The organism is Pseudomonas sp. LAMO17WK12:I5, assembly GCF_900215165.1.
GTDB classification, from domain to species: domain Bacteria; phylum Pseudomonadota; class Gammaproteobacteria; order Pseudomonadales; family Pseudomonadaceae; genus Aquipseudomonas; species Aquipseudomonas putida_A.
Map to the genome: position 1 here is coordinate 1 of NZ_OBDS01000005.1, position 15,206 is coordinate 15,206.

Here is a 15,206-nt window from a genome sequence, read left to right on the forward strand (position 1 = left end):
GGCCGGGCACATCATTGGCAACCCGAACCTGAAAAACAGCGGCTCGGCGCAAGCGATTCTCAACGAAGTCATCAGCGGCAACCCGAGCCAGTTGCGCGGTTACACCGAAGTGGCAGGGCAGTCAGCGCGAGTGATCGTCGCCAACCCGTATGGCATCACCTGTAATGGCTGCGGCTTCATCAACGCGCCGCGCGTGACGCTGACCACCGGCAAACCGGTGCTGGATGGCGCGGGGCGGCTGGATCGTTTTCAGGTTGATCAGGGTTCTGTGGCCATTGAAGGCACCGGGCTTAACGCGACCAACGTCGACCGCTTTGAAATCATCACCCGTAGCGCGAAGATCAACGCCGAAATTCAGGCGCAGAATCTGACGATTGTTGCCGGGCGCAACGACGTCAACGCACAAACCCTGAATGCCACGGCCCGTGCCGATGACGGCAGCACCAAACCGCAACTGGCGATTGACTCCTCGGCGCTGGGCGGGATGTATGCCGGGGCGATCAAACTGGTGGGCACCGAGGCCGGGGTCGGCGTGAAGCTCGACGGTAAACTGATCGCCAGCGGTGGCGATATTCAGCTTGATGCCAATGGTCAATTGAGCCTGGTTGATACCTCGGCGACCGGTGCGGTCAACGTCAAGGCGGCCAGTCTCGATGCGCGCGGGCCGGTGTATGCCGGCACGACATTGATCGTGCAAACCCAAGGCAATCTGACCAACCACCAGACCCTGGCTGCCCGCGACAGTATCAACCTCAGTGCCGGTGGTCAGCTGACCAACGCCGGAGTCATCGAGGCCGGGGTCAACGCCGACGGCAGCCGTAACGCCAACGCTGATCTGAGCCTGAGTGCGCAAAACCTCGACAACACTGGCAAAAGCCTCATCGCCGGCCGCAATCTCACCGTCAGCGCCGCGCAAACCCTGAGCAACCAGGGCGGTACGCTCAGCGGACAAACCACGGCGATCATGGCGGGCACACTGGACAACCGCAATGCGGGACGCGTGCTCGGCAACGCGACGCTGAACGTCACCGCCAATCAGCTATTCAACACTCAAGGGGTGATCCATAGCTCGGGCCATCTGACCGGTAGTTTCGGTCAACTGGACAACAGCAACGGCGAGTTTTCCAGCAGCGGCCTCACCCGGCTCAACGCGGCAACGGTGAACAACCGCAGCGGTCAGATCCTCGGCGATCTGGGGCTGAATATCGACCTCAGCGGCGCGCTGGACAACCGTGACGGCGTGCTCGGCTCCGGCCAGTGGGTGAGTCTGCAGGCGGCCAGCCTGGATAACCGCGATGGCGGTGTGCTCGTCAGCGACGGTAGCCTGACCGTGCGTCTGCGCGGCGCACTCGACAACCGCAACAAAGGCGAGATCACCGCCAAGGGCGCCATCGATGCGCAAGCCGGCAGCCTCGACAACCGCGACGGCAAAGTCATCGGCAAAACCACACTGGCACTGCGCAGCGATACGTCAGACAACCGCACAGGCGTGATCCAGGCTGATCAGCAACTGACGCTCAACGTCGATCGTCTGGACAACCGCGACAAGGGCCAGATCACCGGCAAGTCCGGTATCGCTTACGCCGGTACACGTCTGGACAATAGCGGCGGACTCATCAGTGCGGTCGGTCCGGTGAGCCTCAACGCGGGCGAAGTGCAAAACGCCGCAGGTCGGATCTCCAGCCAAGGTGATCTGACTGCGGCCATCGGGTTGCTGCAACAGCAGGGTGGTGCGCTGGTCGCTCAGGGCAATCTGAGCCTGACCGGCAAGACGCTCGACAACCGCAATGGCGGTCTGGTCGGCACCACAAAAGCGCTGACCCTGACAGTCGACGACATCGACAACCGCAACGGCGAAATCTCCAGCAGTCTGCTGTTGAACATCAAGGGCCAGCGCCTGGACAACAGCGACAGCGGCAAGCTGCTGGCCGGCACCGACCTGGGCCTCGCCGTGGCGAAACTGATCAACCTGAATCAAGGCCTGATCAGCGCCAAGGGCGCAACCACGCTGACCGGCAGCAGCCTGGATAACAGCGGCGGTCGCTTCAACAGTCTCAACGGTCTGGTGATTACCCTCGACGATGCCTTGATCAACGCGCAGGGCACTATCAGCAGCGAGGGCACGCTGACGGCCAATCTTGGCCGGTTCGACAACAGCGCCGGTGGCCTGAGCACAGCCGGCGTATTGTCGGTAACCAGTCGTGGCGCGGTGCTCAATCGGGCGGGTTCGATCAACACCGACAGCTCCTTGACCCTGACCAGCGCCAGCCTCGATAACAGCCAGAAAGGTTTGATCAGCGCCAAAGGCGCCAGTCATGTCGATACCGGTGATTTCGATAACAGCCTGGGCGGCAAACTCACCAGTGAAGCGTCTCTGACGCTCAAGGCCGCTCAGGTCAACAACGCCACTGGCCGGATTGCCAGCCAGCAAGCGTTGAACGTATCGGTCACCGGGCTGGATCAGCAGGGCGGCGAACTGTTCAGCAAATCCGACCTGACCCTTGATTTGAACCACGGCCAATTGAACAACCAGAACGGTTTGATCAACGCGCCCGGCACCCTGCTGCTGAAAAACCTCAATGGCGTGAACAACCACAGCGGCGAGATCTCCAGCCAGCAAGCATTCACCCTCGCCGCCAATGACCTGGATAACAGCAACGGCAAGCTGATCAGCCAGCAAGGGCTGACGCTGCGTATTGCTCAAGCGCTGAATAACCTCAAAGGCGTAATTTCTGCGGCGGCACTCGACAGCCATTCCGTGAGCCTCGACAACCAGGATGGCTTGATCAGTAGTCGCGGCCCATTGCTGCTGACCACCTACAAGACCTTGAACAACCAGTCCGGCACACTCATCGCCGACGGTGAACTGACGCTGACCGCTGATACGCTGATCAACCAGCAGGGCAGCATTGCCGGCAAGTCCGATGCCAGTGTTCAGGTCAAAAACCTGAACAACCAGAACGGTAAACTGATCGCCACCGGTATGCTCAAACTGAGCGCCGAGACCCTCGACAACCGCCAGGGTGGCTTGCTCGGTTCGACCAAAGCCATGACCCTGACGGTCGATGCGCTGGACAACCGTGGCGGCGAAATCACCACCAACAGCGATCTGCTGCTGACCGGTAAAAAACTCGATAACAGCGATGGCGGCAAGGTCTTCACCAGCAACGCACTGACGCTCACGGTCGATCAGTTGCTCAACCGCAACAAGGGCCTGATCGACACGGGCACGCTGCTGAAGCTGCAAGGTCGTACGCTGGACAACAGCGGCGGTGAATTGCTCAGCCAGCAGGACATGCTGCTGAACCTCAGCGGCGACTTCACCAACCAACTCGGCAAAGTCAGCAGCGAAGGCGCGCTGACCGTCAATACTGCGCAACTGAGCAATACCGGTGGCAGCCTGTCCAGCGCTGCAGATATCACTCTCGACAGCAGCGGCAACATCGATAACCAGGCAGGCAGGATCGTCACCGATGGCGCCCTCGTGCTGAAAAGTACTGGCCTGGATAACCGGCAGAAGGGCACCCTCAGTGGCAAAGGCGCGGTCACGGTCACGACCGGTGACTTCGATAACAGCAGCGGTTCGCTGAGCAGCGCCGACACGCTCAATCTCGTCGCCGGCCAGGTAACCAACAGCGATGCCGGCAGTATCGGCAGCCAGGGCGCACTGACCGCATCGGTGACAGGCTTCGATCAACAGGGCGGCAAGCTACTCAGCAACACGCGCCTTAGCCTGGACCTGAACCAAGGCCAGTTGAACAACATCAACGGCGTGATCAGCGCGCCCGGCACTCTGCTGCTCAAGCAACTCAACGGCGTCAACAACCAGGGCGGCACGATCTCCAGCACTGAAGCGTTCACCCTGACCGCGCAAAGCCTGGACAACAGCAACGGCAAACTCCTGAGCAATCAGGGCCTGACCCTGCGCATTGCCAACGCGCTGGACAACGTCAAGGGCCTGATCGGCGCGGCGTCGATTGATGTCCGGGCAGGCAGCCTGAACAACAGCGGTGGCAGCCTGGTCAGCCGTGGCGATCTTGAACTTACGGTCGATGGCCTGTTGCGCAACGATGCCAGCGGCCTGATCAGTGCTGCGCAGGCGCTGAACATCAGCAGCGCCGATCTGAACAACCAAAGCGGCACGCTGCTGGGTGTCAGCGCGGTCACGCTCAATGCGATGGCGCTGAACAACCGTGACAGTGGTTTGATCAACAGCAAGGGCAATCTGAAGCTGACCGCGACCAGTCTCGACTCCAGCAATGGCGGTGAAGTCTCCGCCGCGGGTGACATCGATCTGACCCTGACGTCGTTGACCCAGAACGGCGGCCGCCTGTTGGGCGACCAAGCCATCACGCTGGAGCTGGCCAACGGTGACCTCGACAACCAGAGCGGCCTGCTCACCGCCAAAGGCCCGCTGACCCTCAAGCGTCTGCGCGACCTGAACAACCAGCGCGGTGAGATCTCCAGCAACCTGAGTTTTGACGTCATCGCTCGTGCCGTGAACAACAACGCGGGCAAGTTGATCAGCGGCGAAAAACTCTTGCTGCGCGGCACCTCGATCACCAACCAGAAGGGTTTGCTGTCCGGCTGGCAAGGGTTGAGTGTCAGCGGCAACAGCCTCGACAACCGCGACAGCGGCACACTCTCCAGCAAGCTCGGCGATGTCGCGGTCGAGCTCAAGGACGCTTTGCTAAACAGTGGTGCCGGTGCGCTGGTCGCCGAGGGCAGCCTGACGGTCAAGGCCGGCAGCCTCGATAACAGCAACAAAGGCATTCTGAGCAGCGGAGCAGGGCAGACGCTCACGCTAAGCGGCGCGCTCAATAACAGTCAGGGCGGCTTGATCGCCAGCGACGGTGCGCTGGATCTGCTGAGCATGGCGCTGACCAACGTCGGCGGCGCGATCAATGCGCAACAAGCAATCACCGCCACGGTTTCGCGACTGGACAACAGTGGCGGCCAGATCGCCAGCAACGACGCGATCACCCTCAACCTCAGCGGCGACCTCAACAACAACGGTGGCCGACTGGCTGGCGCGGGCCCCGTGCTGATCAAGGGCGTGACTGATCTGAGCAACCAGAACGGCCAACTCGCCAGCCAGAAGAATCTGGACCTGTCGACCGGCACGCTGGACAACAGCAACAAGGGCACCATCGCCGCCAATGATCTGCTACAGATCACCGCCAGCGGCGCAGTGCGCAACAATGCTGACGGCTTGATCTACAGCCAGAACTCCGCGCTGCAACTGAAGGCGGCGAGCCTGAACAACGGCAAAGGCGCGCTGCAAAGTGAAACCGGCCTGACCCTCGATGTCAGCGGCGACCTCGACAACCAGAGCGGCAAGGTCATCGCACAAAACGGTGATGTGAGCGTCAACGCCGCCAACATCGATAACCGCGGCGGCATCCTGTCCAGCATCAAAGGCGCATTCGAAGCGCGGACGGTGGGTGTGCTGCGTAATGGCTACGACCTCAACAACAACCGCCAGGGCGGCATCATTCAGGCGCAGGGTCTGAAGCTGACGGCATTGGCGGGGCTGGACAACAACGGCGGACGCATCTCCGCGCAAGCGACAGACGCGAACATCACCACGGCCGGATTCAATAACCGCAACGGTGTGCTTTATGCCAAAGGTCTGGTGAGCGTCAGCGGCACCAACCTGGACAACGGTGCCGGGCAGATTGCCGGTGAGCGCATCGACTTCGGCCTCAGCGGCGCGCTGAGCAACGTTGCGGGCGTCATTGAAAGCAACACGCAACTCACCGTCAGGGCGGCCAGCGTCAACAACCAGAATGGTCGTCTGCGTTCGCTGGGCAACTGGGGCAAGACCGATTTGCAGATCGGCGGCCAACTCGACAACCGTAACGGCGTGCTGGAAACCGCCAACACCGACATGACCGTCAACGTCGGCAGCTTCCTCAATGACGGCGGGCAACTCAACCACGTCGGCCGCGGCAAGTTCGAGATCTCCACGGCCAATGTGATCGGTGCGGGGGGCAGCATCACCACCGGTGGGCTGCTGGAACTCAATGCTGATACCTGGAACAACAGCAGTGTCATCCAGGCTGGACGTTTGAACGTCAATGTTCGGCAGTTCAGCCAGACTGCCAGTGGACAGTTGCTCGCATCTGAGTCGCTGCAGGCGCGCGGTGGTAATTGGATAAATAATGGTTTGATCGCCAGTGATGGCGTCATCGATATGCAACTGGGCGGTAGTTATAGCGGCAATGGACGCCTGTCGAGCGTCGGCGGAATTAATCTCACAGCAGCACAATTGACGCTCGATTCTGTTTCCAGTATCGCCAGTGGTGGCGATATGCAGATCAAGATTGGCGGCTTGCTCAACAACGCCGGACGTCTGACATCCAACGCAGATCTTACCGTTGAAGCCGGCAGCCTCAACAATACAGGCACCTTGGGCGGCGCTCAGTCGGTAACGATCAAGACGCCGAACCTGGTGAATGATCGTGGCCTGATTTTCAGTGGTGAGAACACCAACCTTGAGGTCACTAGCCTCACTAATAGCTACGGTGACTTCTACAGTTTGGGCGACCTGACTATCAAGGGTTACGGAGGTGTAGAGCGGGCCAATATTCTGGAAAACATTTCCGGGACTATGGAAAGCGTTGGCAATATGTCGATCAACGCCGCGACACTGAACAACCGTGGAGAAAAGTTTGAAGTATCGCGAAAGTTGGTCTCCGGGTTCATTGCAACCAAGTGCAATGACTGCAGCGGTGATACCTATTACGTCGATTTTGGCCTGAAAGAAATTTACGAAGGGGGCGTGTCCGATCAGTCTCCCGGCGCGAAATTGACGTCCGGTGGGAACTTTACTTTCAACGGTGGAGACTTCCTCAACAGTCGCAGTGAAGTGGTGGCTGCTCGTGACATCACCGTCAATGCTGCCAACTTCAGCAACGTCGGTGCTTCCGCCGGCACTATCGAGCGCACGCGGATCTACAAGATGCCGGGCATTACTGACGGCACGTATTCACGCTTCATGCGTGGGGATGTCTGGGAGTACAACCAGCGCAATGATAATGGACCGCTGACGTTCCACTACATGGATGATGCCGGGCAGTTCCGTACTGGCAAGCATGCGAAGGAAACGTTTTTCCGCAAGGGGAGCGAAGAGGTACGCGATATTCTGGTCGATGCGGAAACCGGCCAGAAACTCATGAAGTACGGTGCCTATCAGCATCCGGCCACGGGTCAGAAATCAGAATACGACCCGAACAATTTGCTTTCGATTCCAGCCGCTCTTGCCAATTTGACGCCGGAAAGTGACATCGAAATTTCCCGTGATGGCGGGGCTGTGCAGAGCGCTGTGGTGCAGGCGGGGGGCAAGGTGAATATCACCGCGTCCCAGAACCTGACCAACAGCGTTATCCATCAAGACTACGGCTTCAGTGCAGGAGTCGACCGTCGCCAAAACACACAAGGCGGTGGTACAGGTAAACCGTTGCTGGTGCACCTTAACAGCCAACTGCCGCCGGACCTCGCCCAGCAGCAGGTCAACCCGCTGTCCCTGCCCGGCTTCTCCCTTCCAACCGGGGATAACGGTCTGTTCCGCCTGAGCGGGCAGGGCGCCACGGATACCGCGCCAGTCGCCACGACCGGCCCGGCGCTGATCTGGACCGTGGGTGGGCAAACCGTCGCCACAGAAGAGCACGTCGTGGCTGCCAGCACTGGCGGCCCGCGTAATCTTTTTATTGACGCGCCGCCCGCGGTCTCCGACAGCACGCGCGCAGTGGATACGTTCCACCGCACCCCAAGCATCGTGCAGGCCGTGGCCAGTACGGTCGACGTCAACGTGCCGGTGAACGCCGCCGGCCCGGGCATGAAAGACCGCGGCAACGACGCCAAGGAGTCGATCGACACCCGTCCGGTGACCCGCGTCACCGGTCTGCCGGACACCAAGGCGCCGTCCAACGCGCACAAATACCTGATCGAAACCAACCCGGTGCTGACCGACCTCAAGTCGTTCATGAGCTCCGACTACCTGCTGGAAAAACTCGGCTACGACCCCGACCAGAGCGCCAAGCGCCTCGGCGACGGCCTCTACGAGCAACGCCTGATCCAGCAAGCCGTCACCGCCCGCACCGGCCAGGCGTTCATCGACGGTCAGACCTCCAACGAGGGCATGTTCAAGTACCTGATGAACAACGCCATCGCCAGCAAGGACGCCCTCAACCTGTCGGTAGGCGTCGGCCTCACCTCGCAGCAAGTCGCCGCGCTGACCCACGATATCGTCTGGCTCGAAGAGCACGAAGTGAACGGCGAAAAAGTGCTAGTGCCGGTGGTTTATCTGGCGCAGGCCAATGGTCGTCTGGGTCCTACCGGGGCGCTGATTGCCGGTAATGATGTGACGCTGATTGCCGGTGAGAACCTGGATAACGTCGGGACGTTGAAGGCGACGAATAATCTGTCGGCGACGGCGGGTAATAATCTGATAAATAGTGGACTTATTCAGGCTGGGAATCGTCTGGATCTGTTGGCGACCAACGACATTATCAATAAATCCGGGGGCGTCATCACCGGGCGTGAAGTGTCGCTGAACACACTCAGTGGAGATGTAATCAACGAGCGCACTGTTACTTCATCCGACAGCAGTACACGTTTCGGTACTCAGCATCACGATTTCGCCGATACAGCTGCACGTATCGAAGCCACCAATGACCTGAGCATCATGTCCGGCCGCGACATTAATATCTCCGGTGGTGTGCTGCAAAGCGGTCGAGACATGGATCTTGATGCCGAGCGCGATCTCAATATCGCAGCGACACAAGTCACTAACAGCGTATTTCACGACAGCAAACACAACAGCAGTGACGTCACTCAACTGGGTGCGAACGTCAATGCGGGACGCGATTTCACAGCGCAGGCCGGTCGCGACTTGGCAGTGATCGCCAGCCAGATTGATGCTAAGCGCGATGTCTCGATGAGCGCTGCCGAAAACTTGATCATCAGTTCTGCGGCGGACGAACAGCACTCTTTGTCCAAGGACAAGAAACTTACCGTTCAGGAAGATCATGTCAGCCAGGTCATGTCGGGGGTGACGGCAGGCGGCAGTGTGGCGCTTAGTTCTGGCGAAGATCTGACCGTCGTCTCCAGCCGGGTCACGGCGGGCGACGAGGCGTATCTGGTAGCGGGTAACAACCTGAATATTCTCGCGGCCCAGGACACTGATTATTCGCTGTACGACAAGAAGAAAAAGGGCTCTTTCGGTTCCAGTAAGACCAAGCGTGATGAGGTGACCAAGGTCGACAACATTGGCAGTGTGATCACCTCGGGTGGTGACATGGTCCTGGTGAGTAATGGCGATCAACATTACCAGGCCGCCAAACTGGAAAGTGGCAATGATCTGACCATCACCAGTGGCGGCTCCGTTACTTTCGAAGGCGTCAAGGATCTGCATCAGGAGAGTCACGAGAAGAGCAGTTCAAGCTCGGTTTGGAGTTCTGCGAAGGGGCGAGGGAATACCGACGAAACACTGCGTCAGACCGAACTCACAGCTAATGGCAATCTGGTAATCAATGCTATTGACGGCTTGAATATCGACCTGCGCGACATCAACCAAAAGTCGGTCAGTCAAACGATCGACGCCATGGTCAAAGCAGACCCGGGGCTCGCCTGGTTGAAAGACGCCGAGAAACGCGGTGATGTTGACTGGCGCATGGTCAAGGAAACCCACGAATCGTTCAAATACAGCAACTCCGGAATGGGGCCGGCAGCCATGCTGGCGGTGGTCATCATTGTTTCTGTGCTGACAGCAGGAACCGGAACAGCCGCGACGATAGGGGCTACTGCAGGTCAAGCGGCTTCGTCTGCGGCAATCGCTGCGGGTGCTTCCGCATCTACGGCTGCTACCATTGCCGCGGCTGCATCTGCGGCAGCCACGGCGGCGTTTTCTGCAGCGGTAGGGCAGGCTGCCACCAGTGCAATCAACAACAAGGGCAACTTGGGCGATACCTTCAAGGATGTGATCGCTTCAGAGAGTTTCAAAAGTTACGTTTTCGCTGCAATCACGGCAGGTATTGCCTCGAAGTTCGGATACAACCCCACAGATCTGAACTTCGATCTGGACAGTGTCCAGAGCGTAGCTATGAAGGCGACGTTTGATGCCTTGGCGAAAACGGCGGTCATGGGCGGGAGTCTTCAGGACAATCTGGTTTCTTCAGCACTTGGCTCCGTCGTTGCCATCGGTGGCGCGGTTGCAGCTAATAAGATTGGTGATATCACCGTATTCGACCAAGGCAAAGTCACCAAGGTTGTGATGCATGCCGCGCTGGGCGGTTTGATGGCCGAAGCGATGGGTGGCGATTTCCGTACCGGTGCGATTGCAGCGGGGGCGAATGAGGCGCTGGTTGATTTTCTGGCCGACAAAATCCTGCCGAAAGGCGTAGATCCATCCAGCCCTGAATATCTGAAAGGAGTCGGTAATCTTCTGGCTGCGTCTCAATTAGTAGGAGTATTGACCGCCGCGATTACCGGTGGAGATGCATCCATCGCTTCCGATGTCACGTCGAATGCAACGCAATATAACTATTTGAATCACGCTCAAATGCAAGAGCTTGCAGAGGAGCTGCAGGCATGCAAAGCGACGAACAGCTGTGAAGGCGTCGCTTCAAAGTATTTTGAAAAACATCTCGCCAACGAGAAAGTGCTAAGAGAAGTATGCGCAGTTGATACAAAAAGTTGTCAGAAGGCAGCGCTTGATATTTACAACACTGTTCTAGGCTACCAGCGCGGCGATTACGATACCGATTTGCCGTCTGATCTGAAGCAAGCTTTTGCCGCCTTTCACCAGCTCAACATTGATGCGAGTGTTGTACCCACGGCAGAAATAGCCAGACCTTCTGCTGAAGCATTTGTGCAGTCGCTTGGTCTTGATATATCCGATCCGAAGGTTCAGGCGATTGTCGGGACTATGGCAACCTTCATAGCTGGTAAAGCTGCAGCTAGTCGCGCCCCAAAGACCGGCATGAAAATGCCTGCAGAATTACCGGATAACCTCACAGGCTATGCGAACCCCAACGATATCCGCTTTACGCAAGACAGTGTTTCAGGTGTTTTCAGGAATGGTACGGTTCTGGATTCAACCATTGATGCGTTAAGGAAGGGGATAATCTCGCCGTCCGAAATACCACCGATCCGTGTGTTCGAGAAGGATGGTTTGATTTACAGCCTTGACAACCGTCGCTTACTTGCAGCCTCAGCTGCTGGCGTTCCGGTTAAGATCGTTCCGGCTACGGCGGCGGAGATACGTAAAGAAGTCAAAAAGAAAATGACCACGCTGAACAAAGGTGTGATTATTTGTGTTCGTGACATTTGTAAATAGGATACGTATGGATCTCGATGATCAAGTAGAAGAAATTGAAACCAAAGAGGATTTCGCGAATTTCCTCCATGCGTTTCGTGAAACTCTGTTGCGACAACCGGATGAGTGGGAAAATTCGACACTTGAAAGGTTTTTAGACGCGATGGAGGCTTGGGTCCATTCAATGGACGGTTATGCTTTTAACTCTGGCGACGTTGACGTTCTGCGACCAAGCTGGAAAACCTTTGCCAAGATCCTTTCAGCGGCTAGCGTTTATGAGTGAAGCCAAGAGCGCGACAATGCTTTCGTTCAGATAGCAACTGGTCGACGTGTCGCCAGGAACCATGGTGAAAAATAAAAACGCCCGAAGAGATTCGGGCGTTTTCATGATTGAGATTAGAAGAAATATCACCGAAACGCCGGCACCACATCCCTGATAAACAACTCCAGCGACTTCTTCTTCTCCGCATGCGGCAGACTGTTGTCACACCAGAAACTGAATTCATCCACCCCCAGTTCCTGGTAATACTTGATCCGCGGAATAATTTCCTCCGGCGTACCAATCATCGCCGTCTTGTGCAGGCTCTCCAGCTCAAACTCCGGACGCCCGGCAAACTTCTCTTCCGGACTCGGAGCGAGGAAGCCGTTGACCGGGGTTTCCTTGTTGCCGAACCAGGCATCGAAGGTGCGGTAGAAACGTGAGATCGCCTTGGCGCCGATTTTCCAGCCGTCCGGGTCGTCCGCCGAGTGCACATGGGTGTGGCGCAGCACCATCAGTTGCGGACGCGGGACGTCTGGGTTGTTGTCGAGCGCGGTCTGGAATTTGTTCTTCAGGTCGACGACTTCTTCGTCGCCTTTCATCAGCGGCGTGACCATGACGTTGCAGCCGTTGGCCACGGCGAAGTTGTGCGAGTCGGGGTCGCGGGCGGCGATCCACATCGGTGGGTTGGGCTTCTGAATCGGCTTCGGCACGCTGGTCGAGGTCGGGAATTTCCAGATGTCGCCGTCGTGGGCGTAGTCGCCTTGCCACAGGGCGCGGACCACCGGGACCATTTCGCGCAGGGCCTGACCGCCGCTGGAAGCGGGCATGCCGCCGGCCATGCGATCGAATTCGACCTGATAGGCGCCACGGGCCAGGCCGACTTCCATGCGTCCGTTGCTGATGACGTCGAGCAAGGCGCATTCACCGGCCACCCGCAGCGGGTGCCAGAACGGCGCGATGATGGTGCCGGCGCCGAGGTGGATGGTGGTGGTTTTGGCGGCGAGGTAGGCCAGCAGTGGCATCGGGCTCGGCGAGATGGTGTATTCCATCGCGTGGTGTTCGCCGATCCACACGGTGCTGAAACCGCCGGCCTCGGCCATCAGGGTCAGTTCGGTCAGGTCTTCGAACAGTTGGCGGTGGCTGACGCTTTCGTCCCAGCGTTCCATGTGGATGAACAGGGAAAATTTCATGACGCTTCCTCGGATCTTTTATTGTTGAGGCTACAAAACTGTGTGGGAGGGGGCTTGCTCCCGAAAGCGCTGGATCAATCGACATCTCTGGTGGCTGACACATCGCCTTCGGGAGCAAGCCCCCTCCCACAGTGGATTTGTGTGGGGTTGAAGTTTTGCTCAGGCCAGAACGGGCAGGGCGCCCATCTTGCCGTGGCAATACACCAGCGGCCCGGTGTGCTGCTCCGGGACGATCAGATTCTTCACCGCGCCGACCATGATCGCGTGGTCACCACCTTCATATTCGCGCCACAACTCACACTCGATGATAGCCGTCGCATTGGCCAGGATCGGGTTGCCCAGCTCGCTCAACGTCCACTCGATACCCTGCGCCTTGTCCTTGCCTTTACGGGCGAAGGCATAGGCTTCGCTTTGCTGGCCGCCGGACAGGACGTGGATCGCGAAGCGCTTGTTCTTGATCAGCACAGGGTAGGAGTCGGAGCTGTAGTTGGGGCAGAACAGCACCAGGGCCGGGTCCATCGACAGTGAACTGAAGGCGCTGGCGGTGAGGCCGACGATCTGGCCGTCATCGTCCAGCGTGGTGATGACAGTGACGCCGGACGGAAACGAGCCCATGACTTGTTTATAGATGGCAGCATCGATCATTGGACGGTCCTCGGGTGTTGTGACGCGATTTTTATGTATTTGTTGGTCTGATGGTATACCAGTATTTTTTCTTTGCAAGGGCTTTTAGGCTGAACCGATAAACGTGGTGCTTTCGTCGGAAACTCAGCGTTTATTGGGCTTCTGGCTGGCCTGCAGGCCGCAGTATCAGTGAGGATGGCGGATCAGCTAGCGCCGTAAACTACGGATCAGTCTTGTGAAATGTTTGGAATACCATAATATGGTCTGCATCTGAGGGGCGACCGCAGAGTCCCCCCGGTTTGGCTTCATACAAAGATAAGAACAGACAAACTCGAGTTCATGCATATGTCCCAGATGTCCCGGCAAGATCCGTTGATCGAAAATCACACGGTCGACTACGTCCCACTCGCGGAACGCCACGGGAAGGCCCGCGACCTTTTCACCTTATGGTTCAGCACCAACATCGCGCCACTGCCCATCGTCACCGGCGCCATGGTGGTTCAGGTGTTCCATCTCGACTTGCTCTGGGGGCTGCTGGCGATTGCGCTGGGGCACCTGATCGGCGGCGTGGTGATCGCACTGGCCTCGGCGCAGGGGCCGCGCATGGGCATTCCGCAAATGGTTCAGAGTCGTGGTCAGTTCGGGCGTTACGGCGCACTGCTGATCGTGTTTTTTGCGGCGCTGATTTACATCGGTTTCTTCATTTCCAACATCGTGCTGGCCGGTAAGTCGATTGTCGGCATCGCACCGTCGGTACCGGCGCCGCTGAGCATTCTGATCGGCGCACTGGCGGCCACGGCGATTGGCGTGATCGGCTACAACTTCATCCACACGCTGAACCGCATCGGCACCTGGGTGATGGGCAGCGCGCTGCTCGCCGGTTTCATCTACATCTTCGCCCACGACTTGCCGGCAGACTTCCTGACGCGCGGCAGCTTCAACCTGTCGGGCTGGCTGGCGACGGTGTCGCTGGGGATCATCTGGCAGATCAGCTTCTCGCCGTACGTGTCCGATTATTCGCGTTATCTGCCGGCGGATATCGGTATCGCCAAACCGTTCTGGGCCACTTATCTGGGGGCGACGCTGGGGACAATTCTGTCGTTCAGCTTTGGCGCGGTGGCGGTTTTGGCAACGCCTGAAGGCACCGAGGCGATGGCCGCGGTCAAGCAATCCACCGGGTGGCTCGGGCCGATTCTGATGGTGTTGTTTCTGCTCAATATCATCAGCCACAACGCGCTGAATCTGTACGGCGCGGTGCTGTCGATCATCACCTCGATCCAGACCTTTGCCAGTCAGTGGACGCCGAGCATCAAGGTGCGTGTGCTGTTGTCGAGCGTGGTGCTGGCGGGGTGCTGCGTGGTGGCGCTGGGTGCCTCGGCGAATTTCATTTCGCAGTTCATCGGGCTGATTCTGGCGTTGCTGCTGGTGTTGGTGCCGTGGGCGTCGATCAATCTGATCGATTTCTACCTGATCAAGCGCGGCGCGTATGACATTAGCTCGATTTTTCGCGCGGACGGCGGCATTTACGGGCGCTTCAATCCGCACGCAATCATTGCCTATTTCATCGGGATCATTGTGCAGCTGCCGTTCGCCAATACCTCGTTGTATGTCGGGCCGTACGCCAATCTGGTGGACGGTGCGGATCTGTCGTGGCTGTTTGGCCTGGTGGTGACGGTGCCGCTGTATTATTGCCTCGCCACACGCGGGCAGACGCAGAAGCAACGTGGCGAGGGGATTTATCCCCGATCGGCTGCGAAGCAGTCGTGAAATCAGCGAGTGCGGGCCCCTTTGAGATGTAAAAGGGGGCCGC

General features: G+C 58.3%; 5 protein-coding genes. 3 read left to right on the top strand and 2 right to left on the bottom strand.

Annotated elements, in window-relative coordinates; genetic code table 11:
* Window positions 1-11,341: filamentous hemagglutinin N-terminal domain-containing protein (locus tag CRO59_RS09735; protein WP_102054064.1), on the top strand; the 11,341-nt coding region annotated here is incomplete at its 5' end.
* Between the two features lie 7 nt (window positions 11,342-11,348).
* On the top strand, window positions 11,349-11,603 hold the full coding sequence (locus CRO59_RS09740) for a hypothetical protein (RefSeq protein ID WP_097087109.1): 255 nt from the start codon (window positions 11,349-11,351) through the stop codon (window positions 11,601-11,603).
* A gap of 125 nt (window positions 11,604-11,728) precedes the next feature.
* Here the strand turns inward: CRO59_RS09740 and CRO59_RS09745 are convergent, their stop codons facing one another.
* On the bottom strand, window positions 11,729-12,772 hold the full coding sequence (locus tag CRO59_RS09745; protein WP_097087111.1) for an LLM class flavin-dependent oxidoreductase: 1,044 nt from the start codon (window positions 12,770-12,772) through the stop codon (window positions 11,729-11,731).
* 159 nt (window positions 12,773-12,931) lie between these two features.
* Entirely contained in the window at window positions 12,932-13,417 is a 486-nt protein-coding gene (locus tag CRO59_RS09750; RefSeq protein WP_003225754.1) for a flavin reductase family protein, read from the bottom strand.
* Window positions 13,418-13,741: 324 nt separating this feature from the next.
* On the opposite strand from CRO59_RS09750, the gene CRO59_RS09755 reads away from it, so the two are divergent.
* Entirely contained in the window at window positions 13,742-15,163 is a 1,422-nt protein-coding gene (locus tag CRO59_RS09755; RefSeq protein ID WP_027613050.1) for a cytosine permease, read from the top strand.
* The last annotated feature ends 43 nt before the right edge of the window (window positions 15,164-15,206 follow it).

Coding starts and splice junctions, on each gene's coding strand:
- CRO59_RS09740 (WP_097087109.1), top strand. CDS start 11,349: ATGGATCTCGATGATCAAGTAGAAGAAATTGAAACCAAAGAGGATTTC.
- CRO59_RS09745 (WP_097087111.1), bottom strand. CDS start 12,772: ATGAAATTTTCCCTGTTCATCCACATGGAACGCTGGGACGAAAGCGTC.
- CRO59_RS09750 (WP_003225754.1), bottom strand. CDS start 13,417: ATGATCGATGCTGCCATCTATAAACAAGTCATGGGCTCGTTTCCGTCC.
- CRO59_RS09755 (WP_027613050.1), top strand. CDS start 13,742: ATGTCCCAGATGTCCCGGCAAGATCCGTTGATCGAAAATCACACGGTC.